21 protein-coding genes are annotated in these 25495 nt (G+C 65.4%); 7 read left to right on the top strand and 14 right to left on the bottom strand.

What is annotated here, in order from left to right; all coding sequences use genetic code 11:
• Nucleotides 1-10: 10 nt before the first annotated feature.
• The 8 genes from HWN72_RS06910 to HWN72_RS06875 all read right to left on the bottom strand — a co-directional run bounded on the left by HWN72_RS06910 (nt 11) and on the right by HWN72_RS06875 (nt 6271).
• Nucleotides 11-784 (bottom strand): ABC transporter permease, encoded by a 774-nt coding sequence (locus tag HWN72_RS06910; RefSeq protein WP_008830313.1) that lies wholly within the window; start codon nt 782-784, stop codon nt 11-13.
• A complete protein-coding gene (locus tag HWN72_RS06905; RefSeq protein ID WP_036523021.1) occupies nt 781-1743 on the bottom strand; it encodes an ABC transporter ATP-binding protein in 963 nt (320 codons plus the stop codon). The genes HWN72_RS06910 and HWN72_RS06905 overlap by 4 nt, the downstream gene beginning before the upstream one ends.
• Before the next feature lie 78 nt (nt 1744-1821).
• Nucleotides 1822-2523: a thermonuclease family protein gene (locus tag HWN72_RS06900; RefSeq protein WP_248005851.1), complete on the bottom strand. Its 702-nt coding sequence runs from the start codon at nt 2521-2523 to the stop codon at nt 1822-1824.
• A 73-nt stretch (nt 2524-2596) separates the two neighbouring features.
• A complete protein-coding gene (gene queA / locus HWN72_RS06895) occupies nt 2597-3625 on the bottom strand; it encodes a tRNA preQ1(34) S-adenosylmethionine ribosyltransferase-isomerase QueA (protein ID WP_008830310.1) in 1029 nt (342 codons plus the stop codon).
• A gap of 163 nt (nt 3626-3788) precedes the next feature.
• Nucleotides 3789-4490, bottom strand: a complete 702-nt coding sequence (locus HWN72_RS06890; RefSeq protein WP_069707702.1) for a peptidylprolyl isomerase — start codon at nt 4488-4490, stop codon at nt 3789-3791.
• Between the two features lie 112 nt (nt 4491-4602).
• Nucleotides 4603-5121: a pantetheine-phosphate adenylyltransferase gene (gene coaD / locus HWN72_RS06885; protein ID WP_008830308.1), complete on the bottom strand. Its 519-nt coding sequence runs from the start codon at nt 5119-5121 to the stop codon at nt 4603-4605.
• Nucleotides 5121-6029 carry a polyprenyl synthetase family protein gene (locus HWN72_RS06880; RefSeq protein ID WP_051586684.1) on the bottom strand — a complete coding sequence of 303 codons (909 nt, stop codon included), beginning with the start codon at nt 6027-6029 and terminating at the stop codon, nt 5121-5123. The genes coaD and HWN72_RS06880 overlap by 1 nt, the downstream gene beginning before the upstream one ends.
• Nucleotides 6026-6271: an exodeoxyribonuclease VII small subunit gene (locus HWN72_RS06875; RefSeq protein ID WP_008830306.1), complete on the bottom strand. Its 246-nt coding sequence runs from the start codon at nt 6269-6271 to the stop codon at nt 6026-6028. The genes HWN72_RS06880 and HWN72_RS06875 overlap by 4 nt, the downstream gene beginning before the upstream one ends.
• Before the next feature lie 183 nt (nt 6272-6454).
• Here HWN72_RS06875 and purL point away from each other — a divergent pair, with 183 nt between their 5' ends.
• The gene (gene purL, locus HWN72_RS06870; RefSeq protein WP_036523019.1) at nt 6455-8614 is read left to right on the top strand and encodes a phosphoribosylformylglycinamidine synthase subunit PurL; all 2160 of its coding nucleotides are present in this window, start codon (nt 6455-6457) and stop codon (nt 8612-8614) included.
• A 226-nt stretch (nt 8615-8840) separates the two neighbouring features.
• On the opposite strand, the gene HWN72_RS06865 is transcribed toward purL, so the two are convergent.
• Together HWN72_RS06865 and HWN72_RS06860 are read right to left on the bottom strand one after the other, a co-directional pair.
• The gene (locus HWN72_RS06865; protein WP_008830304.1) at nt 8841-10646 is read right to left on the bottom strand and encodes a DEAD/DEAH box helicase; all 1806 of its coding nucleotides are present in this window, start codon (nt 10644-10646) and stop codon (nt 8841-8843) included.
• A gap of 163 nt (nt 10647-10809) precedes the next feature.
• A complete protein-coding gene (locus HWN72_RS06860; protein WP_248005850.1) occupies nt 10810-10950 on the bottom strand; it encodes a hypothetical protein in 141 nt (46 codons plus the stop codon).
• Nucleotides 10951-11199: 249 nt separating this feature from the next.
• Between HWN72_RS06860 and HWN72_RS06855 the strand changes: the two genes are divergently transcribed.
• The 3 genes from HWN72_RS06855 to HWN72_RS06845 all read left to right on the top strand — a co-directional run bounded on the left by HWN72_RS06855 (nt 11200) and on the right by HWN72_RS06845 (nt 16818).
• The gene (locus tag HWN72_RS06855) at nt 11200-12978 is read left to right on the top strand and encodes a tetratricopeptide repeat-containing sulfotransferase family protein (protein WP_036523016.1); all 1779 of its coding nucleotides are present in this window, start codon (nt 11200-11202) and stop codon (nt 12976-12978) included.
• A 212-nt stretch (nt 12979-13190) separates the two neighbouring features.
• Nucleotides 13191-15488 carry a TonB-dependent receptor gene (locus HWN72_RS06850; RefSeq protein WP_081798888.1) on the top strand — a complete coding sequence of 766 codons (2298 nt, stop codon included), beginning with the start codon at nt 13191-13193 and terminating at the stop codon, nt 15486-15488.
• Between the two features lie 43 nt (nt 15489-15531).
• On the top strand, nt 15532-16818 hold the full coding sequence (locus HWN72_RS06845) for an amino acid permease (RefSeq protein ID WP_051586699.1): 1287 nt from the start codon (nt 15532-15534) through the stop codon (nt 16816-16818).
• Here the strand turns inward: HWN72_RS06845 and HWN72_RS06840 are convergent.
• On the bottom strand, nt 16815-17408 hold the full coding sequence (locus HWN72_RS06840; RefSeq protein ID WP_036523012.1) for a TetR family transcriptional regulator C-terminal domain-containing protein: 594 nt from the start codon (nt 17406-17408) through the stop codon (nt 16815-16817). The two genes, HWN72_RS06845 and HWN72_RS06840, sit on opposite strands and share 4 nt — an antisense overlap.
• 36 nt (nt 17409-17444) lie before the next feature.
• Here HWN72_RS06840 and HWN72_RS06835 point away from each other — a divergent pair, with 36 nt between their 5' ends.
• Nucleotides 17445-18614, top strand: coding sequence for an aromatic ring-hydroxylating dioxygenase subunit alpha (locus HWN72_RS06835; RefSeq protein ID WP_211149987.1), 1170 nt, complete (start codon nt 17445-17447; stop codon nt 18612-18614).
• The gene (locus tag HWN72_RS06830) at nt 18611-20236 is read left to right on the top strand and encodes an NAD(P)/FAD-dependent oxidoreductase (RefSeq protein ID WP_036523008.1); all 1626 of its coding nucleotides are present in this window, start codon (nt 18611-18613) and stop codon (nt 20234-20236) included. Before HWN72_RS06835 ends, HWN72_RS06830 begins: the two co-directional genes overlap by 4 nt.
• Nucleotides 20237-20239: 3 nt before the next feature.
• On the opposite strand, the gene HWN72_RS06825 is transcribed toward HWN72_RS06830, so the two are convergent.
• From HWN72_RS06825 to HWN72_RS06815, 3 genes are all read right to left on the bottom strand, one after another.
• Nucleotides 20240-21163, bottom strand: a complete 924-nt coding sequence (locus tag HWN72_RS06825; protein WP_036523005.1) for a hypothetical protein — start codon at nt 21161-21163, stop codon at nt 20240-20242.
• 70 nt (nt 21164-21233) lie between these two features.
• Nucleotides 21234-22511 (bottom strand): amidohydrolase family protein, encoded by a 1278-nt coding sequence (locus HWN72_RS06820; RefSeq protein WP_289357657.1) that lies wholly within the window; start codon nt 22509-22511, stop codon nt 21234-21236.
• The gene (locus HWN72_RS06815) at nt 22508-23908 is read right to left on the bottom strand and encodes a M20/M25/M40 family metallo-hydrolase (protein WP_036523416.1); all 1401 of its coding nucleotides are present in this window, start codon (nt 23906-23908) and stop codon (nt 22508-22510) included. Before HWN72_RS06815 ends, HWN72_RS06820 begins: the two co-directional genes overlap by 4 nt.
• 349 nt (nt 23909-24257) lie before the next feature.
• On the opposite strand from HWN72_RS06815, the gene HWN72_RS06810 reads away from it, so the two are divergent.
• On the top strand, nt 24258-25316 hold the full coding sequence (locus HWN72_RS06810; protein WP_036523003.1) for an NAD(P)-dependent alcohol dehydrogenase: 1059 nt from the start codon (nt 24258-24260) through the stop codon (nt 25314-25316).
• Nucleotides 25317-25495: the final 179 nt, after the last annotated feature.

Genomic DNA, 25495 nt, shown 5'->3' with positions numbered 1-25495 from the left:
CGCTAACGCGTCACGTGCGCAAACGCCACCCGCTCTTGAAGATCCATGTGATGAATCCGACGCAAAGGACGAGGAACAGAAGCGTCAGGCCGAGCGACAGCGCGATCGGCACGTCCGAACTGCCGTAGAACGTCCAGCGCAGCCCGTTCACGAGGTAGACCACCGGGTTCGCCATCGCAACCTGACGCCAGGGCTCGGGCAGCATGTCGATCGAGTAGAACGTGCCGCCGAGGAACGTCAGCGGGGTCAGGATCAGCAACGGTACGATCGTCAGCTTCTCAAAGCTGTCCGCCCAGATGCCGAGGATGAAGCCGAACAGCGAGAAACTGGCGGAAACCAGCAGCACGAAGAAGAACGCATAGACCGGATGCGCGATCGAGTAATCGACGAAAAAGCTGGCCGTCGCGAGGATGATCGCGGCAAGGATCAGCGACTTGGTCGCCGCCGCGCCGACGAAGCCGACGAGGGTTTCGGCGACGCCCACGGGCGCGGAGAGCAGCTCGTAGATCGCGCCGGTGAAGCGGGGCATGTAGATGCCGAAGCTGGCGTTGGAGACGCTCTCGCCCAGGATCGTCAGCAGCAGAAGGCCCGGTACGATGAACGCGCCGTAATTGAGGCCGTCCACCCCGCTCTTCATCTGGCCGCCGATCGCGGCCCCGAAGACGACGAAGTAGAGCGTGGTGGTCAGCACCGGCGCGAGGATCGACTGCATCGCCGTACGGAAGGCGCGCATCAGTTCCTGCCTGTAGATGGTCCAGGCGGAGCGGGCGTTGAACAGGCTCATGCCGCAGTCTCCTGAACAGGCGCGTCGGGCCCTTCGAGCAGGTTCACGAAGATGTCCTCCAGGCTCGATTCGTGGATGTCGATCGCGGTGTAGTCGATCCCGGCGCGGGTCAGGGCCTTGGTCAGTTCGGCGACTTCGGCGGTGCCCGCAGACGCCCCCTCCCCGCCGCCGCCGCGATAGACGAGCGTGCGGCCGTCCTCGGAAAGCGTCACGGGGAATGCCGCGATCCCGGCGGGAACTTCGGCCAGCGGCTGCGCGAGCGAGATCAGCGCTTCGGTGCGGCCCAGGCGTTCCATCATCGCCGCCTTTTCGTCCACCATCAGGATTTCGCCCTTGCGGATGATGCCGACGCGGTCGGCCATTTCCTCGGCTTCCTCGATGTAGTGGGTGGTGAGAATCACCGTGGTGCCACGCTCGCGCAGGAGGGCGATCTGCTTCCACATGTCGCGGCGCAGTTCGACGTCGACGCCTGCGGTGGGCTCGTCGAGGAACAGCAGTTCGGGTTCGTGCGCCAGCGCCTTGGCGATCAGCACGCGGCGCTTCATGCCGCCCGAGAGGTTGCGGATCTGCTCGTCGCGCTTTTCCCAGAGGCTGAGCGCCTTGAGGATGTCCTCGACCAGCGCCGGGTTGGGGGCGAGCCCGAAGAGCCCGCGCGAATGGTTGACCGAGCGCAGCACCGGCTCGAACATGTCGGTCGCCAGTTCCTGCGGCACGAGACCGACGCGCTTGCGCAAGGTGCGCCAGTGGCGGCCCATGTCCTCGCCGAACGCGGTGATCGTGCCCGAGGTCGGCCGCACCATCCCGCAGACCGCGCCGATCAGCGTGGTCTTGCCAGCGCCGTTCGGCCCGAGGAGCGCAAAAATCTCGCCCTTGTTGATGGTGAGATCGACGCCTTTGAGCGCCGTGAAACCGCCTGCGTAAGTTTTCGTCAGGCCGCTGATTTCGAGGATAGGCTGCATAGCCGCATGAATGGGGCCGAAACGTTCCGGTTCCAAGCCCCCGGACGCAGTATCTTTTGCAATGCGGCGTTGAGGAGATCAGCGCCGCCGATAGGGCTCGCAGGCGATCCCGTCGTTATCGCCGTCGAGTTGCGGGTTGTAACCCGGCTGCCCGCGCCGCATGGGCGCGGCACCGGCGGCACGCGCCTCCGCGCAGATGCGGAACGCCCCGGAAGGAACCGACCGCGCCACAACCGGGCGCGGCACGGTTGCGGATACCACGCGCGCTCCGGAATTTCGGGGATTGGCGGCGCGATAGACGGCCGGGGCATCGAACTCGGAACCCCAGATGCCCGCGCGCTGCGCCTTGCTGTGATCGGCAAGCGCGGCATAGCTGGCAGGCGCGTTGTCGAGCGCAATCGCCAGCCCCTTTTCCAGCATCGCCGCCGCAAGATCCACGCCCCCTGCCCGGCAGCTTGCGACCGTCCGGCCATAGACATCGCGGTCGCGGGAGGAGCAGGTCAGTTGCCGGGCATCGACCATGGCGCGCAAGGCAGCGGCTGCGTCGGAGCCGCAACTCCAGCTGCTCCAGTTCACGCGGCAGGTCTGGCGATATTCGGGTGCATCGATGCCGAACAGACGCACCTCACGCCCGCCGACGAACAAGGAGTCGCCATCCACGGCCCGGCCTGCGCCCGCGAATTCCTCCGCCGATGCGGGAGACACCGCCGCGACGAGCAATGCCGGCAATATCCAGGATTTCATGTGGCCGCCCCCATGCGCCCGGACCTTCCCGGGCATTGGGGCCGACAGTGCGCCGCAAAGGCTTACAGCAATTTAACAGCCATCCGTAACCTTCCCGTAACCACGCAAGTCACGGAAGCAGCAGCGAGGAATCCCCGTAGCTGTAGAAGCGATAGCCGTTGGCGATGGCATGGGCGTAGACCGCCTGCATCTTCTCCAGCCCCATCAGCGCCGAAACCAGCATCATCAGCGTGGACTTGGGCAGGTGGAAGTTGGTCATCAACCCGTCAATCGCGCGGAAGCGGTAGCCCGGGGTGATGAAGATCGCGGTGTCGCCCTCGAACGGACGGATCACGCCGTCTTCGCCGGTGGCGCTTTCGAGCAGGCGCAGCGAGGTGGTGCCTACTGCGATCACCCGGCCACCGGCGGCGCGCGCGGCGTTGAGGCGGTCGGCGGTGGCCTGATCGATGCGGCCGAACTCGGCGTGCATCTGGTGGTCCACGGTGTCGTCGGCCTTCACCGGCAGGAAGGTGCCTGCGCCGACGTGGAGCGTCAGCGTCTCGCGCGCCACGCCCGCCGCGTCGAGCGCCTCGACCAGTTCGGGGGTGAAGTGCAGCGCCGCCGTGGGTGCGGCGACAGCGCCCTTCTCGCGCGCGAACATCGTCTGGTAGTCGCTGGCGTCGGCCTCGTCGGTGGGTCGCTTGCCCGCGATGTAGGGCGGCAGCGGCATCCTCCCTGCACGTTCGAGCAGGACTTCGACCGGCTCGTCGCCCTCGAAGGCGAGCGTCCAGCTGCCGTCGGGCAGGCGGCTTTCCGCGATGGCGGTAACCTCCGCCGGGAAAGCGATGCGGTCGCCCTCGCGCAGGCGCTTGGCGTTGCGCACGAACGCCTGCCAGCGGCGAAGGTCGATACGCTTGTGGAGCGTGGCGCCGATGCGCGCTTCTCCGCGCGTGCCCTCAAGCTGGGCGGGGATGACGCGGGTGTCGTTGAAGACGAGGACATCGCCTGCGCGCAGTTGAGCAGGCAGGTCGCGGACGTGATGGTCGGCGAAGGGAGTGTCGCCGTCCACCACTAGCATCTTCGCCGCATCGCGCGGACGCGCCGGACGCAGGGCGATGCTCTCGGGCGGAAGGTCGAAGTCGAAGAGGTCTACGCGCATGGCGGCGCGCTAGACCAGAGCGGGGCTGCGGGCAAGGCGTCGTCCCGGACTTGATCCGGGACCGGTGGCTGTCTTTAGGCGCCCCCCGGCCACGGGTGCCCCGCCGGAAGAGGAGTTGTTTACGGCCAGCGGTCCCGGGCGAGCCTGGGACGACGCGATTGGCTCAGTTGGACTTGGAGTTGTTCAGGTCCGAAATCGAAGGCGCCTTCAGCGCAGGTGCCGCCGGAGCCACCGGCGCGGCCGGGGCCGGCTTGTTCTCCGACGCCAGCGAGGCCTGGACAATCTTCGTCGGGTCCTCGGGCGGCTCGCCGCGATGGATCGCATCGACGTACTGCATCCCCGAGATCACACGGCCGAACACCGTGTACTTCTTGTCCAGCGCGAAGCGCGGATAGAACACGATGAAGAACTGGCTGTTGGCGCTGTTCGGGTCGTTGGTGCGCGCCATCGAAACGGTGCCGCGGAGGTGCGGCATCGTGTTGAATTCGGCCTGAAGGTCGGGAAGCTGCGAGCCGCCCTGCCCGGTGCCGGTCGGATCGCCCGTCTGCGCCATGAATCCGTCGATCACGCGGTGGAATATCTGGCCGTTGTAGAAGCCCTGCGCCGCCAGCGTCTTGACCCGCTCGACATGGTGCGGAGCCCACTGCGGCATCATGCGAATGGCGACGCGGCCGCCGTCCGACAAGTCAAGCAGGAGCACGTTCTCGGGCTCATGCGTGATGTCGGTGTCGATCGTGGTCGGCAGGGGCGGAGGCGTCGGCGTGGCCGCTGCCTCGTCCTTTTTGTCCTTGTCCTTCGCGATGGCCGGGGCCGCGACGAGGGCGGCGCCGAGCATCAGCGCGGTCAGGGGAAGGCGAAACTTCATGTATCTGTCACCTGGGCAATGAACGGCCGAGCCGCGTAATCGGACGCGATAAAGCGCCCCCGCTGTCGGCACAATGAATGATTTCCACGCGGACCCGCCCATCCGCGCAAGCTCAGTAGTCCCCCAATAATCCGTTTTGCGCGATCCGCCCGACGACGTCCTCACGTACCGCCGGGCTGACGAACTTCACGATGTCGCCCCCGAACATCGCGATTTCCTTGACCAGCTTGGACGCGATCGGCTGCAGGCTGACGTCCGCCATCAGAAACACCGTCTCGATGGTGGAATTGAGCTGCTGGTTCATGCCGGCCATCTGGTATTCGTATTCAAAGTCCGCCACCGCGCGCAGGCCGCGCACGATCACGCTGGCGCCCTGCTTCTGGGCGAACTTCATCAGCAGCGCATTGAAGCCGACGACGCTGACGTTGTCGATCCCCATCGCCGCGACCTCGCGCTCGACCATGGCCATGCGCTCGTCCGGCGTGAACAGCGGGTTTTTCGACGGGTTGGTGGTGACGCCGATGATCAGCTTGTCCACCAGCTTGGCGCCGCGCCGGATGATGTCGGCATGGCCCAGCGTGATCGGGTCGAAAGTGCCGGGGTAGACGCCGATACGCTCAGCCGAAGCCATCAGTGATCCCTCTCGATGATATAGCGCGCAACGGCGCGAAGCAGGTCGGCTTCCTTCCCATGCTGGGCGAGATGGCCGACGGCTTGCTCGACCAGCATGCGCGCCTGTTCGCGGGCGCGTTCGGGGCCGAGCAGCGAGACGAAGGTTTCCTTGCCCGCCGCCGCGTCCTTGCCCACGGCCTTGCCCGCGAGAGCGGCGTCGCCCTCGTGGTCGATGAGATCATCGGCGATCTGGAAGGCCAGCCCGATGTCGCGGGCATAGCCGCGCAGATGTGTGCGCCCCTCCGGCGGAATGCGGCCGAGGATCGCGCCCATCTCCACCGCCGCGCCGAGCAGCGCGCCGGTCTTGAGCTGCTGCAGGCGGGTGACGGTCTGCAGGTCGAACTCGCTGGTTTCGGCGACGAGGTCCATCATCTGCCCGCCTGCCATGCCCTGCGCGCCGCTGGCGTGGCCGAGCGTGCGGACGAGTTCGATGCGGGTAAAGGGATCGGGCGTGGTCGCCGGATCGGACAGGACCTCGAAAGCGAAGGCGTGCAGCGAATCGCCTGCAAGCACGGCAGTGGCCTCGTCGAACGCCAGATGAAGCGTCGGCTTGCCATGGCGCAGGGCGTCATCGTCCATGCACGGCAGATCGTCGTGGATCAGCGAATAGACGTGGATCGATTCGATGGCGATACCGGCCCGGATCGCAGCTTCGCGCTGGACGCCGTACATCTCCGCGACGCTGGCGAGCAGCAGCGGACGCAGCCGCTTGCCCCCGCCGATCGCGGCATAGCGCATCGCCTCCACCAGCTTAGCGCGGGCATCGTCGGGAACGGCGAGCAGCGCGTCGAAGGCGCCGTCGATCTCCTCGGCGATCCGCGCGAGACCCTCGGCCAGCAGCGAATCAGGCGCGGCCACTTCGGTCACAGGTCGAAAGGCTGGGTGCCCGCCGCCGCGCCGTCCGGCCCGGCGACGATACGCTCGATCCGCGCCTGCGCAGCGTCGAGGCGCTTCTGGCAATGCTGCCGCAGCTTCTCGCCCTTTTCGTAGAGCGAGATCGAATCTTCCAGTGGCACGTCGCCGCTTTCGAGCTGGCGCACGATGGTTTCCAGCGCGCGCAGTGCATCCTCGAAGCTGAGCGTGTCGATGGTCGAAGTTTCGGATTCCATGGGCAAGCAATGGCGCTCGGCGCAGTAACGGTCAAGGTGGGGCCAGTATTTACCGGCCGTAACGTCGTATGGAAGACCTTGGTGCTGCCCAGCCCCTCTTCTAGACCCCCTTTAGGTGCCGTTGAGTGCCGTTATGTCCATACGCTCTGGCGCAGCCGGAAAGACGCGGCTAAGGGCTCCCCCATGAGCGGAATCACCCCTGACGTCGTCGAGGCGCATGGCCTCAATCCCGAAGAATACGAGCGCGTCCTGAATGCGCTGGGCCGCGAGCCGAACCTCGTGGAACTCGGCATTTTCTCGGTGATGTGGTCGGAGCACTGCTCGTACAAGTCGAGCCGCTTCCACCTCAAGAAGCTCCCGACGGAAGCGCCTTGGGTGATCTGCGGCCCCGGCGAGAACGCCGGCGTGATCGATATCGGCGACGGGCAGGCCGCCATCTTCAAGATGGAAAGCCACAACCACCCCAGTTATATCGAGCCTTATCAAGGCGCTGCGACCGGCGTGGGTGGCATCCTGCGCGACGTCTTCACGATGGGCGCGCGCCCGGTGGCGAACATGAACGCCCTGCGCTTCGGCCGTCCGGACCATCCGAAGATGAAGCACCTCGTCAAGGGCGTGGTCGCGGGCATCGGCGGCTACGGCAACTGCGTGGGCGTGCCCACGGTGGGCGGCGAGACCAACTTCCACAAGGCCTACGACGGCAACATCCTCGTCAACGCGATGACCGTCGGCGTCGCCGATACGAACAAGATCTTCTACTGCGCCGCCACCGGTCTCGGTAATCCGATCGTCTACGTCGGCTCCAAGACCGGCCGCGACGGCATCCACGGCGCCACCATGGCCTCGGCCGACTTCGGCGACGACATCGACGAAAAGCGCCCCACCGTGCAGGTCGGCGATCCCTTCGTCGAGAAGCTGCTGATCGAGGCGTGCCTCGAACTGATGGCGACCGACGCGATCGTCGCGATCCAGGACATGGGCGCGGCGGGTCTGACTTCCTCGTCGGTCGAGATGGCCAGCAAGGGCGGCGCGGGCATTCGCCTCAACATGAACAAGGTGCCCTGCCGCGAAGAGGCGATGACGCCTTACGAAATGATGCTGAGCGAAAGCCAGGAGCGCATGCTCATGGTGCTCCAGCCCGGCAAGGAAGCCATGGCCGAGGCCATCTTCAAGAAGTGGGAACTGGACTTCGCGGTCATCGGCGAAGTCACCAACACCGGCCACATGGTGCTGGAATTCGACGGCGAAGTGGTCTGCGACATCCCGCTCGGCCCCCTCGCCGACGATGCGCCGGAGTACGAGCGCCCCTACGTCTCGCCTGAGGAATACAAGGCCTGGGCGGCCGTCCCGGCGCTCGGCGAGGTGCCGGAAAGCACCGATCTCGGCGCCGACCTCATCAAGCTGATGGGCGGAGCGGACCTCGCTTCGCGCAAGTGGATTTGGGAGCAGTACGACAGCCAGGTCGGCGCGGACACGATGCAGAAGTCCGGCGGCGACGCAGCCGTAGTGCGCGTCCACGGCACGCAGAAGGCGCTGGCGATCAGCACCGACTGCTCGCCCCGCTACTGCTACGCCGACCCCTACGAGGGCGGCAAGCAGGCGGTCGCCGAGACCTACCGCAACATCAGCGCGGTCGGCGGGTTGCCGTTGGCGATTACCAACTGCCTCAACTTCGCGAACCCGCAGCGCCCCGAGATCATGGCACAGATCGTCGGCTGCCTGAACGGCATGGGCGATGCGTGCCGCGCGCTGGATTACCCGATCGTCTCGGGCAACGTCTCGCTCTACAACGAATCGAAGGCCACCGGCGGCGGCTCTGCGATCCTGCCGACCCCAGCGATCGGCGGCGTCGGCATCCTCGCCGACCATGACCAGATGGCGACAGTGGCGTTCAAGGCCGAGGACGAGGAAATCTTCCTGCTCGGCGGCGAAGGAACGCACCTTGGCCAGTCGCTGTGGCTCAAGGACATCGGCGGTCAGGAAGCTGGTGAGGCGCCGAAGGTCGACCTCAAGCTGGAAGCCCACAATGGCGGCCTCGTTCGCGGCTGGATCGGCGAAGGCAAGGTCACGGCGGTCCATGACGTCAGCGACGGCGGCCTGATCGTCGCGCTGGCCGAGATGGCGCTGGCAAGCGGCCTCGGCTGCACGCTGGACGCGGACCTCACCACCGCGCAGGCGTTCGGCGAGGACCAGTCGCGCTACGTCGTAACCGCGCCTGCGGGGACTGTCCTGCCGGAAGCGGTGAAGATTGGCACCGTCGGCGGCACTGCCGTTGCAGGCGTGGAGATCGCCGCGCTGCGTGAAGCCAACGAGGCATTCTTCAAGGACTGGATAGAGGGCTGAGAGCCCTTCCCCCGGCCCTTCGGGACAAAAGAAAACCCCGGCGCTCGAAGGAGCGGCCGGGGTTTTCTTTTGCTTCGCGTCTGGCCGATGGGGCTTCGACAAGCTCAGCCTGAGCGGGGACGGGAGGTTTGCCTTCGAACTCGCGCCACCTTGGAAACGGGGCGGTTTACACCAACCCCGCTCACCCTGAGCTTGTCGAAGGGTCGCCCCCCGTGTTTTCAGTACCTTACCAGCTCTTCTTCGGCTTCTTGTGGAACGGCTTGCCGCCGCCGCCACCCGCCGGACGGTCCTGGCGCGGACCGGTCGGGCGCGCGCGGTACGGGGCCGAGCCCTCGCCGCCGGGACCATCGGAACGCGGACCATTGCCGTGCGGACGGCGGCCACGACCCTGCGGGCCTTCGCGGTCGCGGCTGCGGTGACGGGCGGCGTCACGCGGCGCATCAGGCGCACGCTCGATGAGGATGGTGGCTTCGTACTCACCGTCTTCACGCGCGGTGCGGGCGACGGCGCGTTCGAACTGCTCGGCCTGCGCGGCAGGGATCTGGAAGTAGGTCTGGTCACCGTTGATGCGAATCTGGCCGACCGCATCGCGGGTGACATGGCCGCGGCGGCACAGCACCGGCAGGATCCAGCGCGCTTCGGCCCGCTCGTCGCGGCCCACGTTCATGCGGAACCACACGACGTCGTCGAAGCCCGGACGCTCGCGCTTCTGGCGGGATTCGGGCGAATTGCCGAGCAGTTCCTCGGGCTGCGGCATCGCGGCGCGGTGCGCGCGCACAAGCGCGGCAGCGACGTCCTCTGCGCTCAGCGTTTCCAGCACGACCTTCGCCAGTTCGCGGTCGTCGTCCTCGACTTCGACCGGCGCCAGCAGCTTTTCGAGCAGGCGGTCACGGTCCTGCGCACGGATCGCCTCGGGCGTCGGGGCCTCACCCCACTCGGCCTCGATGCGGGCGCCGCGCAGCATCATCTCGACGCGGCGGCGGCGCGGATACGGCACCAGCAGGACCGCCGTGCCCTTCTTGCCCGCGCGGCCGGTACGGCCCGAGCGGTGCTGCAGGGTCTCTGCATCGCGCGGAATCTCGACGTGGACGACGAGGCTGAGCGACGGCAGATCGATGCCGCGCGCGGCGACGTCGGTGGCGACGCAGACTTTGGCGCGGCGGTCACGCAGCGCCTGCAGCGCGTTGTTGCGCTCGTTCTGCGAATGCTCGCCCGAAAGCGCCACGGCCGAGAAGCCGCGCTCCACCAGGGTGGCATGCAGGTGCTTCACGTTGTCGCGCGTGGCACAGAACAGGATCGCGGTCTCGGCATCGTAGAAGCGCAGCAGGTTCACCACCGCATGCTCGATGTCGGAAGGCGCGACGGTGACAGCCTTGTAGGCGATGTCGCCATGGCCGCGGTTCTCGCCGACAGTGGAGATGCGCAGCGCGTTCTTCTGGTAACGCTGGGCCAGCGCCTCGATCGGGCGGGGCATGGTCGCCGAGAACAGCAGCGTGCGGCGGGTTTCCGGCGTCGCGTCGAGCAGTTCTTCCAGATCCTCGCGGAAGCCCATGTCGAGCATTTCGTCGGCTTCGTCGAGTACGACGGCGCGCAGGGCCGAGAGGTCGAGCTTGCCGCGCTCCAGATGGTCGCGCAGACGGCCCGGCGTGCCGACGACGATCGCCGCGCCGCGTTCCAGCTGCTTGCGCTCCTTCACCGGGTCCATGCCGCCGACGCAGGTGACGATGCGGGCGTGGGTCTTGGCATAAAGCCATTCCAGCTCGCGGCTGACCTGCTGCGCCAGTTCGCGGGTCGGCGCGATGGCGAGTGCCAGCGGCTTGACCGCGAAGGCGAGTTCGTCGTCGGCGAGCAGTTCGTCGGCCATGGCAAGGCCAAAGGCGACGGTCTTGCCCGAGCCGGTCTGCGCCGAGACGACGAGGTCGCGGCCATGCGCCTCCGATTCGGTCACGGCGGCCTGAACAGGGGTCAGGGTTTCATAGCCATGTCCGGTGAGGGCTTCGGCGAGAGGCGCGGGAATCTGCGGAAAAGTCATTATAGGGTCAACGGGTCCTGCCGCTTCGAGGCGGCTTTCAAAGAGCATAGGGAGGGCTGCGTGGCGGCCCTCGGGCTCACCTGTTGGGCGGCCCATAGACCAAACCGCGTGAATTTGCGCGCTACAATTTCACTTTCGCGACGATTCGTGCTGATTGACGGGATCAGGACTGCTCTGCCCAAAGCGGACGCGATGCCGGTTTCGCATCGGCGCATTGCTCGGGCAACTGGTCGAAACTCGGCTCGAAACCGAGCAGAACGTACATGTCCCGCTCAAGATAAGGCGCGGCATCGCCTGCACTCATATCGACACGGGCACACTCTCCGAGACCCGGCAATCGCGTCCTAAAAATTCCTTTGCGCACAGTACTTAAGCGCATGAGATTCACCCCCTGGAGTTGTCAGCCCGGCCTGCGGAGCGCCCGGCTAACGATCCCTTTTACGGCGATCAAGTCACACGAGAGGCTGTCATAATTCTGCAAGATGCACAAGCGCGGGACGATGCGGCGGGCGTGCTTGTGATGATGTCGTGACTTGCCCATAACCGGACGCAGATGAACCGCCCCGCCGACGCCGTTTCGATCTCCGCCCTGGTCGCTGCCGACCCTGCACGCGCAGTGCCAGTCTTGCGCGCCAGAATCCTGCGCGAACCCCGCAATGCCGTGGTCTACCGGATGCTTGGGCGGGCGCTGCGGGCCCTGGGGCGCGACGAAGAGGCGATTATGGCCGAAGGAGACGCAATCCGCGCTTCGGCGCACGACCCGGACCTCGTCATCATTGCCCGGGCGTTGTTCGCCGGTGATCTGCCCGTGGCGGAAGCCGGCCTGCGACAAAGGCTTCGCGACCAGCCCACCGATGTGGCAGCGATCCGGATGATGGCGGAGCTGGCGGGCCGCATCGGCCGCTATCGCGACGCCGAGGCACTGCTGCGCCGCGCCCTAGAACTGGCCCCCGGTTTCACGGCGGCACGCGCCAACCTCGCCATCGCGCTCTATCGGCAGAACCGTTTCGCAGAGGCCGTCGCCGTTCTCGACACAGTGCTCGCGCAAGGCGAAGCACAGGCGGGCGATCTGAACCTGCGTGCGGCGGCGCTGGGACGGATAGGCGACTATGCCGAAGCGCGGCGCATCTATGCGGACCTCACGGAAACGTTTCCGGATCACGCCAGGCTCTGGATGAGCTACGGGCACATTCTCAAGACGCTGGGCGAGCAGGCGCAAAGCGTTGCCGCCTACCGCCGCGCAATCGCCATCGAACCGGGGCTCGGGGAAGTCTGGTGGAGCCTGGCGAACCTCAAGACATGGCAGTTCAGCGACGCGGATCTCGCCGCGATGGAAGCCGCGCTGGAGGACGAGACGCTCTCTGACGACGACCGCCTGCACCTGCACTTTGCACTTGGCAAGGCGCTGGACGATCGCAATGTGGCGGACCTCGCTTTCAAGCACTACGAGACGGGTAATCGTGTGCGCCGCGAACAGCTCGATTTCGATCCGAAGGTCGTGCGCGAACAGGTGAATGCCGTGATCGCAGCGGTAACCCCCACACTGCTTGCCCGGATCGAGGGGGCAGGCCATCCCTGCCCCGACCCACTCTTCATCCTCGGCCTGCCGCGCGCAGGCTCCACGCTCATCGAACAGATTCTGTCGAGCCATTCCCGGGTGGAAGGCACCATGGAACTCCCAGACATTCCAGCCATGGCCATGCGGGAAGCACAGGCCTATGGCAGCAGCGCACGGGAATGGCCGGAAGCGCTCGCCGCGATGCCCCCTTCCCGCCTTGCCGAACTGGGCGCCGAGTTCATCGAGCGCACCCGCATCCAGCGCAAGACAGACAAGCCGTTCTACATCGACAAACTGCCCAACAACTGGGCTTATGCAGGCTTCATCGCCGCAATCCTCCCCAATGCCAGGATCATCGACGCTCGCCGCGCTCCGCTGGACTGCTGCTTCTCGAATTTCCGGCAGCATTTCGCGAAAGGGCAGGCGTTCTCTTACGATCTGGAGCACATCGGACGCTACTATGCCGAATATGTCCGCGCCATGGCACATTACGACGTGATCATGCCCGGACGGATCCATCGGGTAATTCATGAGCGCTTGCTGGACGATCCCGAAGCGGAAGTACGCGCCCTTCTCGCTTATCTCGCTCTCGATTTCGAGGAGGGGTGCCTTCAGTTCCATCGCAACGACAGGGCAGTTCGAACCGCGTCGAGCGAGCAGGTGCGCCGTCCCCTCAATCGCGATGGCGTGGACCAGTGGCGCCCCTACGACGCCTGGCTCGGCCCGCTACGCCGGGCACTTGGCGATCTGCCGGAGACGTATGCGACACGGTGAAGCGGCTCTGAAAATTGTGGCGAAAATGTCATACATTGCACTGCACAATTAGCGTTCGATTGCTGACCTATTGTCAAATCTCATGAATTGTGGCCGCTTCCCGATCAGGCAATTACAGGGGGAAGCGGGTGAATTCATCGCGTTTTGGTTGTCGTCGCAGCGTTGTCGTCGCGCTGCTCGGGTCGTCCGCGATTGCTGCAGCGCAACCTGCGTTGGCGCAAAGCGCTCCAGCCGCCGGTGAGGACGGCGTCATCCTCGTCACCGCGCAAAAGCGAACCGAAAACCTCCAGGACGTGCCGATCGCCATCACCGCGCTGGGCGGCGAGAAATTGCGCGAGTTGCAGGTCAAGGAACTGCAGGACGCGGTCAAGAACATCCCCTCGGTCACGATCCAGACTACTCAGCCCGGCTTCAGCCAGGTTTACTTCCGCGGTGTGGCCTCGGGGGAGAACGCCAATCACTCCGGTCCGCTGCCGACCGTGGGCACCTACCTCGACGAGATGCCGATCACGACCATCCAGGGCGCGCTCGATATCCATGCCTACGACATCGCGCGCGTGGAGGCGCTGGCGGGGCCGCAAGGCACCATCTACGGCGCAAGCTCGATGGCGGGGACGATCAAGATCGTGACCAACAAGCCCGACTACTCGGGCACCTACGGCGCGGCCGACATGGAACTGAACTCCGTCGCCCACGGCGATGTCGGCGGCGTGGCGCAGGGGTTCCTGAACTTCAGGCTGTCCGACCGCTCGGCCCTGCGCGTTGTCGGCTGGTATCGGCATGACGGCGGCTATATCGACAACATCGCCGGCAGCCGGACATACCCGGTCTCGGGCATAACCCAGACCAACGCAGACCTCGTCGAGAAGAATTACAACGACGTCGACACTTACGGCGCCCGCATGGCGCTGGGCATCGAACTGGACGACGACTGGACGATCACCCCGACGCTGATGGGGCAGGTCCAGAAGGTCAACGGCAGCTTCGCGCAGGAACGCTCGAGCGCGGTCAGCAAGAAGCTCCAGACCGTCCAGTACAACCCCGAAAGCAGCAAGGACGAATGGTATCAGGCCGCCCTCACCATCGAGGGCAAGATCGGCAACTGGGACCTCGTCGCCACGGGCGGCATCCTCAACCGCAAGGACCGCACGGAGTCCGACTATTCGGACTACTCTTACTTTTACGATGCGCTCTATGGCTCGGGCGAGTTCCTCTACGACAATGCGGGCGATCTCGTCAGCCCGAACCAGTACATCAAGGGGCGTGACAAATACCGCCGCCAATTCGGCGAACTGCGTATCTCTTCGCCGCAGGATAGCCGCCTGCGCCTGATGGCAGGGCTCTTCGCCCAGCGCCAGGTCCATGAAATTACGCAGAACTACATCATCGACGGCATCGCCGACGCCATCACCGTGCCCGGCACCGAAAGCGATATCTGGCTCACCCGCCAGAAACGCGTGGACCGCGACTATGCCGCTTTCGGCGAACTGAGTTTCGACATCACCGACCAGCTTACCGCGACAGGCGGCCTGCGGGTCTACAAGTACAAGAACTCGCTCGTAGGGTTCTTCGGCTACAGCGCCGGCTATTCGCCGCGCACCGGCGTCGCTGCCTGCTTCGAAGAGGCGAAGGTCGCCGGTTCGCCATGCACCAACCTCGATGCCAAGACGTCGGACACCGGATCTATCTACAAGGCCAACCTGACCTACAAGCTGACGCCTGACTGGCTGGTCTATGCCACCTGGTCGCGCGGCTTCCGCCCTGGCGGGATCAATCGTCGCGGCGGTCAGCCACCTTATGCGCCGGACACGCTGGACAACTACGAATTCGGCTGGAAGAGCCAGATCGGCGCGTTCCATTTCAACTATGCGATGTTCCGCGAAGACTGGAGCAACATCCAGCTATCATTCCTTGGTGAAAACGGGCTGACGCTTATCCGCAACGCGGGTCAGGCACGGATTTACGGCGTCGAATTCGACATGGGCTACCGCAAGGGCGGGCTGACGCTCAATGCCTCGGGCAGCTACAACGATGCCAAGATCACCAAGGATTTCTGCCTCATCGCCAATGCCACGTTCGATTGCTCGATTCCCGACGGGAACACCCGCCTGGCTCAAGCCGGAACGCATCTGCCGATCACCGCGCGCTTCAAGGGCAATGCCCTGGCTCGCTACGAATTCCCGATCGGCGAATGGACCGGTCATATCCAGGGCGCAGTCAATTACATCGGCAAGCGACGCAGCGATCTGCGCAATGCAGAGAACGCCATCAAGGGCGAATTCGCCGCCTACACCACCGCAGACTTCAGTATCGGTATAAAGAATGATATCTGGCGCTTTGATATTTATGCAAACAACATGTTCGACAGCAACGGGGTGATCAACAGCTCCGTCCAATGCCTTGAAACCACCTGTGGCGATCCCTTGGGGCAGACCGGTACGGGCGGCGTGTTCTACGACTATGTGATCCGGCCACGCGTGATCGGGCTGAAGATCGGACGGGACTTCTGATCGCTTGGACGTCGCAGGAGACGATACCGGTCCGCCCGCGGGAGTGAGCACCGCCAGCGATGGCACCGGCCTCGGCAAGGAGCATCTCGGGCTCCTTGCCGCGATGGCTCTGGTCATGGGCAACATGATCGGTTCCGGCGTCTTTCTCCTGCCGGCCAGTCTCGCCCCGCTTGGCTGGAACGCGGTCGCTGGATGGATCGTGACGACCGCAGGCGTCCTGGTCCTAGCTTACGTACTCACCGGATTGACCAAGGCCGAACCCGGCGCGGGAAGTCCAGCCGGCTTCGTGTCCGTCGCATTCGGTCAGATGACGGGTTTCTTCGTCAGCTGGATCTACCTCGTCTCTATCTGGACTGCGGTTGCGACGATCGCCGTAGCCGCAGTCAGTTATATGTCGAGCGTACTTCCAGCCCTGTCAGCCGCCCCATTCGGACCTGCGTTGGCGGCAATCGTCCTCTTGTGGCTGACCGCTCTCATCAACTTGCGCGGCTTGCGGTCGGCCGGCGGTTTTCAGATCGCGACCCTAGCCATCAAGATCGTGCCGCTGCTCGTCGTGATCGTCATAGCGGCAAGGCTGCTGTTCAACGGTGAAGCCCAGGTCATGCCGCTCGATGCCGTGCCGATCACACCGGGATCCATAAATGCGTCGGCGACGCTCACCTTGTGGGCTTTACTGGGGTTCGAATCCGCCAGCATCGTCGCGGCGCGGGTACGCAATCCGCAAGTGAACATTGCCCGCGCCACGCTATGGGGAACGGGACTAACCGGATTGCTGTACCTTATCGTCTGCTCCGCCATCGCGATGCTCTTGCCGATGAGCATCGCGGCCGCGTCCCCTGCGCCGTTCGCCACGTTCGTCGCGCGCTACTGGAACGGATCGGCGGCCGCCATGGTCACGCTCTTCGCCGTGGTCAGCTGCGTCGGAGCCCTGAATGGCTGGACCCTGCTCGAAGCCGAACTGTCACGCGACATGGCAGTTCGGGGACTACTTCCCCGGTGGTTTGCCTCCACCGATGGCGAGGGAACGCCCCGCCGCGCGCTTGTGGTATCGACCGGAATCACGACGCTTTTCGTGATCATGAACGGATTGCGCTCCATGCGCGGCCTGTTCGAATACCTGCTGCTGCTGTCCACTTCGGCGACCCTCTGGCTTTACCTCGCCTGCGCACTGGCCGCGTGGAAACTGCGGGTCTGTCGTCCGTTCGCCGCTCTGGGCACGCTCTACGCGCTGTGGGCCTTGTGGGGCGCAGGCATCGGCGCGAGCGGGATGAGCTTCATCCTCATGGCCTTGGGCCTGCCGATCTGGCTCTGGACCCGCCGCGAAACCTAAAGCAGCGCATCGAGCCACTTTTCGACGAGCCCTTCTGCTTCGTCAGGCGTAAACGGCGCCTTGCCCAGGCTAAGTTCCAACCACAGGCCATCGATCAGCGCAGTCAGGGCGATCGCAGGCAATCGGGCATCGCCCATGGCGGGATTCACTGCGAGGATAAGCTCCTCGATACCCGTCCTGAACTGACCGTATATCTGCTGATGTAGCTGGCCGATCCCGTCATTCACCGGGGTCATGCTCCAGAACGCAAGCCATGTCGCGAGCAGGGCCGGATCGGCGATCCGCGGCCGGAAACTGGCCGACAGATAGGCCAGAAGTCGCGCGCGGGGCTCCTCGCCCGCGGCGGCCACCGCATCCGCCAGCGCTTGCTCTACGCGGCCGCCGGTCCAACGATAGGCCTGTGCGATCGCATCGGTCACGCCTGCGAAGTAATGGCGCAGCAACCCCGGCGAGACACCCGCCTCGGCGCAGATCGCCCTTACCGACGTCCCGGCTACGCCATGTCGTGCAAGGCACCTGGCGGTAGCCTCCACCAGGCTCTGGCGGCGTTCGTCGGGATGCTCCCGCGTGAAGGATTGATGCTGGGCCATATGCTTGTTATACGATCGTATAGCAAGGAGCCCGCCATGGCAACGCAAGTCGCCGACGCCCCCATGACCGATCCGCTGGACGGCTGGAGCCTGCCCGCGTGGACTTACTCCGACGCCGAATTCTTCGAGGCGGAAAAGGAGCGCGTGTTCGCGCCCAGTTGGCAGATCGTCTGCCACGAAAGCGACATCCCCAACCCCGGCGACTGGCACACGCTCGACTATATCGGCGAGAGCGTGGTCGTGGTGCGCGGCAGGGACGATGCCCTGAGAGCCTTCACCAACGTGTGCCGACACCGCGGTTCGCGCATCGTCGATGGTTCGAACGGCTGCGCGAAGAAGTTGGTGTGCCCCTACCACGCCTGGACTTACGACCTCGACGGTCGCCTGACCGGCGTGCCGGACAGCGCCAGCTACCGTGCTTTCGACAAGGCCGGGCACGGGCTTGCACCGGTCGAGATCGAGGTCTGGAGTAGTTTCGTCTTCGTGCGGCTGGTGAATGACGGCGGCCCATCGGTGGCCCGGATGATGGCGCCTTACGAGCAGATGGTGGCACCCTATCGCTTCCGCGAATTGAAGGCGCTCGGCCGCGTGACCTTGCGCCCTCGCGATGTGAACTGGAAGAACATAGGCGACAACTATTCCGACGGGCTGCACATCCCGGTCGCCCATCCGGGCCTCACACGGCTGTTCGGTCGCAGCTATGGCGTAGAGGCTGAGGCAAACGTCGATCGCATGTGGGGCGACCTGATGGACATGCCCTCCGCCAACTGGTCGGAGCGGATGTACCAGCGCCTGCTCCCGCCGGTGCCGCACCTGCCGCCGGAACGGCAGCGTCACTGGCTCTATTTCAAGCTGTGGCCGAACGTCGCCTTCGACGTCTATCCCGATCAGGTCGATTTCATGCAATGGCTTCCGGTCAGCCCGACCACCAGCATTATCCGCGAGATCAGCTATGTCCTCGATGATCACCGGCGCGAAATGAAGGCGGCGCGCTACCTCAACTGGCGCATCAATCGCGAGGTGAACGCAGAGGATACCGCGCTCATCACCCGCGTGCAGGCGGGCATGGCGTCGCGCAGTTTCTCGATCGGGCCGCTCTCCGACAAGGAGGTCTGCCTGCGCCACTTCTGCAAGCGTATGCGGGAGATCATTCCCGCTGCCCGCTTCGAACATTCCCCCGCCCCCGGCTGGAGCAGGACCGCATGACCGACCGTTACGACGCACTCATCATCGGCGGCGGCCATAACGGCCTGACCTGCGCCTTCTATCTCGCCCGCGCAGGGCTAAAGGTGCGCATTCTGGAGCGGCGGGACATCGTCGGCGGGACGGCGGTGACGGAGGAGTTCCACCCCGGTTTTCGCAACTCGGTCGCCAGCTACACGGTCAGCCTGCTGCAGCCCAAGGTCATCGCCGACATGCGCCTTGCCGACCACGGCTACCGCGTGATCGAGCGGCCCATAAGCAATCTCCTGCCGCAAGAGGATGGCGGCTACCTCAAGCTCGGCGGCGGACTGGAGCGCACACAGACGGAGTTCCGCCGTTTCTCCGCGCACGACGCCGATGTTCTCCCGGCCTATTACGATGCCCTTGAAGGCGTCGCCGAGGTGCTGCGCGACCTCGCTCTTAGGACCCCGCCCGAGGCAGGCGGTGGTTGGCGCGCGCTGGTCGATGCGGCCCTGCAGGGGCGCAAGCTGGCTGGCCTGTCCATGGAAGCCCAGCGCGACGTGCTCGACCTGTTCACCAAGTCGGCCCGCAGCCTGCTGGACGGCTGGTTCGAGAGCGAGGCCGTGAAGGCCGCGTTCGGCTTCGACGCGGTGGTCGGCAACTATGCCTCGCCTGACACGCCCGGCAGCGCCTACGTCCTGCTGCACCATGTCTTCGGCGAGGTGAACGGCAAGAAAGGCGCCTGGGGTCACTCCGTCGGTGGCATGGGCGCGATCACGCAGATCATGGCCAAAGTCTGCCGCGACCTCGGTGTCGAAATCAGTCTGGAAGCGCCGGTTTCTCAGGTCATGGTCGATGGCGGCAAAGTCGCGGGCGTGCGCCTGGAAAGCGGTGAGGAGATCGCCGCACCCCGCGTGATCGCCAATGTCGGGCCGAAGCTGCTCTACGACCGGATGATCGCGCCCACCGACCTCGATGCCGACTTCCGGAGGCGGATGAAGGGCTTCAAGGCGGGAAGCGGCACGTTCCGGATGAATGTGGCGCTTTCGGAACTACCCCGCTTCACTTGCCTTCCCGAGCCCGGCGAGCATCATCAGTCCGGCATCATCATCGCCCCGACCCTCGATTACATGGACCGCGCCTTCATCGACGCCAAGCAGTTCGGCTGGTCGCGCAAGCCTATCGTCGAGATGCTGATCCCCTCTACCGTGGACGACAGCCTCGCCCCTCCGGGCCAGCATGTCGCCAGCCTGTTCTGCCAGCAATTCGCGCCCGAACTACCCGATGGACGCGACTGGGACATGGAGGAGGACAAGGCCGCCGATGCCATTATCGACACGGTGGAGGCGCATGCACCGGGCTTCCGCGCCTCGATCCTGGGACGACAGGTGCTCAGTCCCAAGGGGCTGGAGCGCAAATTCGGGCTGGTCGGCGGAGACATCATGCACGGGAATCTGACGCTCGACCAGATGTGGTCGGCGCGGCCGGTGCTGGGGCATGGCGCGTATCGGGGGCCGATCAAGGGGCTCTACATGTGCGGCGCGGGAACACATCCCGGCGGCGGCGTGACCGGGGCTCCGGGGCATAATTGCGCGCATGAGGTCATTGCCGACAGTCGCGGAATGGCGCTGGGTTTCGGTGGGATGTACCGACGTTTTCGCTAATTTTCAGCCGATTACGGCCAGGATCGCGGCGACAGCGGGGCGCGGAGTCAGGTCGGCGTTGAACAGGCCGAAGTTGTTCATCTCGCCGGGTCCGGCCCAGCAAAACAGTTCGTAAAGGCTGATCGCGCGGATGAAGGGCTGGGCGAGCGCAGCCTCAACATCGGAGGCGAGCAGGCTGGCCTGCTGGTCCAGCGAAACCGGCGGAGAAGTAACGTTTTTCGCGCTTCCACCCGTGGTTCTGCCCCATTCGGTGATCACGCCTTGTGTATGGCGACCTGCCTCTATCTTCTTGCCGAAGCCCTTCAGGCGGTCCGCTACCACGGTTGTGGGGCTGGGGTAGATATGGGCGTTGCCGTAAGTCGTGAAAGGCCCCTGGTCTGCCTGCATGAAGTCGTTGCTGGCGATGAGGGGAATCGTTTTCAGTCTTGATTCTGCTTTAAATTCTGCCGAGAAGTCTTTGATATACGAAATAAATGCCGGAGCATTTCCGGTTCTAAATCCTAGACGCGGATCGCGAACGCCGTTGTAGGTTACAGGATTCAGATCGGGCTCGTTCGGGAATTCGATGGCCCAGATCGCACCGGGAGCCTGAGCGGCGAAAGCCTTGAGATCGGCGATCGACTTTGCGATTTCCCGGCCGGAGAGGGTGAAGCAGAACGTCACGCCCGCCCGCGCGAGACCGATGTACGTGTTCCATCCGGGCGTCCCGCTGTAGGGCTCCCGGCATCGCATTCGCCGCAGGCCGCCAAGTTTATCCAGCGCAGGCAATATGTTGCGCACCTTGTAGAGCGAGGCCGTATCCTGCGGACGCCCCTGCACCATCACCCTGTCGAGCCGCGAGGGCGCCGCGCGGACGGTTGCCGGGACCAGCGGCAGGACCGCCAGCCCGGCCGCCGCTTGCCTGCGTGAAAACATTGCTGCGACCATGCGGACCTCCCGGCTACATAACGGCACTCAACGGCACCTAAAGATACCCTAACGCACCTCGACCATCGGACTACTTCGCTACCGCACCGGCCTTCATCACGTGGACGACCTGCTCCAGCACACGCACATCGGACAGCGGATCACCTTCCACTGCGATCATGTCGGCGAACTTGCCCGGCGCGATCGAGCCCAGTTCCTTCTCATGCCCGATCAGCGCGGCGGCATCGATCGTAGCGGCCCGGATCGCCTGCGCCGGGGTCATCCCGTAGCGGACCATGTACGCGAACTGCCGCGCATTCAGCCCGTGCGGATAGACACCCGCGTCGGTGCCAAAGCCTAGCTTCACACCCCGCTTCACTGCCTTGGCGAAGCCGTCGCGTTGCTGCTGCGTCGTCTCGCGGTTCTTGCGCAAGTATTCCTGCGGCCAGCCTTCGCGCGTACCCTGCTCGTCGATCCAGTCGCCGTCGTAGATGTCCATGACCAGCCAGACGCCCGCCTTCTTCGCCATGGCGAGGCCCTCATCGTCGATGAGGCTGGCGTGTTCGATGCTGTGTACGCCGGAGCGGATCGCCGCCTTGATGCCCGCCGCGCCGTGGGCATGGGCGGTCGCGTAGCTGCCGTGCGCCTTCGCGACGTCCACGACGGCGCGCATCTCGTCGTCGCTCAATTCGATCTGCCCCGGCTCGGTGCCGATCGCGAGGACCGCGCCGGTGGCGATCATCTTGATGAAGTCGGCGCCGTGATCGAACAGGTACTGCGCCTTCTCGCGCGCTTCACCGGCATTGTGGACGACGCCGAGGCGCATGTCGGCGGGAAGCTGGTCGTTGGGCACGATGCCGTTGAGTTCGCCGCCGCCGCCCGGCGACGTGATGTAGGCCCCCGCGACGAACATGCGCGGCCCCGGCACCAGCCCCTGCGCGATGGCATCACGCAAGGCCACGTCAGTCAGCCCGCGATAGGTGCCGACATCGCGCACCGTGGTGAAGCCCGCCTCCAGCGTCACTTTCGCGTTGTGCGCGCCGATCAGCGCCGTCAGTTGCGGCGAAGTCTTGAGCGGCGCGGCGACGTCGGCGCTCTGCCCGGTATCGGCGAGGTGCGTGTGGAGATCGATCAGCCCCGGCAGCACCGTATAGGCCGACCAGTCGGGCGTTTCGGCACCCGGCGGCGGCACGGCGCAAGGCTCGACCCTCGCCACCCGCTCGCCCTCAACCAGCACGCATTGCCCGGTGCTGGCAGTGCCGCTCTCCACGTCGAGCAAGCGCCCTGCCCTGACATAGACCGACGCCGCGCTCGCCGGAGCAGCCAGCCCCGCAAGAGCCAGAGCCGCAGCGAGCGCCGCCGCCCTCACTTGCCCGCGAGGTCCGTCAGCAAGGTGGTGTAGTAGACCACGCCCGGCGCGATGTTCAGCAGGCCGATGCGCTCGTTGAGGCCATGGGCGAATTCGTCGGAGTCCCGGATCATCGAGGCGCTGGCGCCATAGCTCGGCACGCCGAGCGCGCGATACCACATCGAGTCCGAAGCACCCGAGGACTGCGAGGGGATGATCGGCACCGGCCCCCAGGCCGCCTTTACCGCCTTGCCCACTGCCGCCACGAAGTCCGGCCGCACCGGCGATGCGGGCGCCTCGACCGAATCGTCGCCGGTCACGTCGGTGAACTTCGCCGCGGGCATCGCCGCCACCTTCTCCAGTTCCGCCATTATCTCGGGCCGGGTGTGGCCGGGGAAGATACGGCAGTTGATGTTGGCCGTCGCGCTCTGCGGCAGCGCGTTCTGGGCATGGCCGCCCGAGATCATCGTCGGCACGCAAGTCGTCGACACGCGCCCGACCGTCGCGGGATTGGCGCGCAGCACCTGCAACGCTGCCGGATCGTTCGGATTGGCAACGAAGGCCTTCATTGCCGCCGCGAGCTTGGGGTCGGGCTCGATCTTCGCGGCGCCGGTCCAGTACTGGCGCGTCACGTCGTTGAGTTCGGGCTTGAAGCGATAGGCGCCGATCCGCTCCATCGCCTGCGCCAGTTGCACGATCGCGTTATCGGGCCGGGGCGCGGAGCTGTGACCGCCGGGGTTCGTCACCTCGACCTTGTAGTCCACGTAAGTCTTCTCGGCCCCCTGCCAGCTCCAGTAGAGCGGCTTGCCCGCCTCCGACAGCGTGCCCGAGGAGCCGTCGACGTTGAGCACCAGTTCCGCGCCCTTCAGCCGCTCGGCGATGACCTTGGAGGTATCCATGGTCGTCTCCTCGTCGCCCGAATAGGCGATGACGATGCTGCGTTTCGGCCGGAACCCTTCGCGCCGCAGTTCGATCACCGAGGACAGCGCCAGCGCCGCCTCGAACTTGGTGTCGCTGGCGCCGCGCCCGAAGAGATAGCCGTTCTCCACCACCGGGGTGAAGGGATCGCGCTCCCAATCCTCCGGTTTCGCCTCGACCACGTCCATGTGCGCGGAAATGACGAGGGGCTTGAGGCCGGGGTCGCTGCCCTTCCACGTCGCGATCAGGTAGGCGGTGTCGCCGAGCGGCACGATCTCGATGTCGCTGGCGGTCCACCCGGCTTTCAGCAGCGCATCGCGGAACAGCGCCGCGACTTCGCCGGTCTTGTTGCCCGGCCCCTGCACCGAGCGAAGAGCGATGGCGCGCTTCGACAGGTCAAGCACTTGCGCTTCCGCCTCGGGATGGCCTTTCGCCTGCGCGGTACTCGATGCGAGCAGGCTGGCGCCGAGGGAAAGCAGGACCGGGATCGAAAAGCGCATCGTGATGAAGCCCCTGAACTTGGTGTCTTGCACGGTCGCGCCGACAAAGAATCGCCGCGATCGCGAGAGGGCTATCCTGTCGAGCGACCGGGGCCTGCGCAATCCCGCCCGCCACCCTTCGTCATTGCGAGCGCAGCGAAGCAATCCAGGGCAGCTTTAAACCGCCCTGGATTGCTTCGCTGCGCTCGCAATGACGGGGTGGGGGTGAAGTTGTCGCGCCATAGTGAGCACCACTCATCGCGACGTGAAGAAATCCCACACTAATCGCTGGCGCGATAAGCGCCTATCTCGCACTTGCGGCACGTGTGCCGATCCAGTTTCCATTTTCCTCCGACAGCAAGGACATTCCATGCAAGTCAACGCCTATGGCGCACATGCCGGCGACAAGCCCCTCGAAGCCATGACCATCGAACGGCGCGAGCCGGGCCCGCGCGACGTCGCGATCGACATCAGCTATTGCGGCGTGTGCCACTCGGACCTGCACACCGTGCGCAGCGAGTGGGGCGGCACCCTTTTCCCCTGCGTTCCCGGTCACGAGATCGTCGGCACCGTCAGCGCGGTGGGCGGCGAAGTCAGCCGCTTCAAGGTCGGCGACACCGTCGGCGTCGGCTGCATGGTCGACAGCTGCGGCCACTGCGGTTCGTGCCATGACGATCTCGAACAGTATTGCGAGAACGGCTTCGTCGGCACCTACAACGGCAAGACGGCGGATGCGCCCGGCCACACCATGGGCGGCTATTCGCGCGGGATCGTCGTCGATGAAGGCTTCGTCCTTTCGATCAGCCACCCGGCGGAGCAGCTTGCCGCCGTGGCGCCGCTGCTCTGCGCGGGCATCACCACGTACTCGCCGCTGCGTCACTGGAACGCCGGTCCGGGCAAGAAGGTCGGCGTCGTCGGCATCGGCGGTCTCGGCCATATGGCGATCAAGATCGCGCATGCCATGGGGGCCGAAGTCGTCGCCTTCACCTCGACGCCCGCCAAGCGCAAGGACGCGATCGACCTCGGCGCCGACAGCGCGGTGGTCAGCCGCGAGGCCGAGGAAATGGCTGCGCACACCGGCACGTTCGACCTGATCATCGACTCGGTCGCGGCGAGCCACGACCTCGACACCTATATCGGCCTGCTCAAGCGCGACGGCGCGCTGGTCATGCTGGGCGTGCCCGAGCATCCGCACCCCTCGCCCAATGTCGGCGGCATGATCTTCGGCCGCAAGACGATCGCGGGCTCGCTGATCGGCGGCATTGCCGAGACGCAGGAAATGCTCGATTTCTGCGCCGAGCACGGCATCGTCTCAGACGTCGAGATGATCGACATCCAGCAGATCGAGGACGCCTACGAGCGCATGATGCGCAGCGACGTGCGCTATCGCTTCGTGATCGACAGCGCGTCGCTCGACGCGGCGGCCTGACCGCAAGCCGGCGGTCGCCTTCGCAAGGAGGCGACCGCCGGCCCGGTGCTTGACGCGCGATCACCCAGGCCCGCGCGTTTGCTTGGCCTACGTACCTTTTCGGCGACGGCGCGGCGTTCGCCCCCGTCGGCATGGCGGCCGAAGTCTGGCGCTGGAACGTCCGGATACTGGGATCGAGG

Source organism: Novosphingobium sp. HR1a (assembly GCF_015594425.1).
In the GTDB taxonomy this organism is placed as follows: domain Bacteria; phylum Pseudomonadota; class Alphaproteobacteria; order Sphingomonadales; family Sphingomonadaceae; genus Novosphingobium; species Novosphingobium resinovorum_A.
The sequence above is the reverse complement of the archived record's forward strand: the minus strand, read 5'-3'. Positions and strand labels throughout refer to the sequence as shown.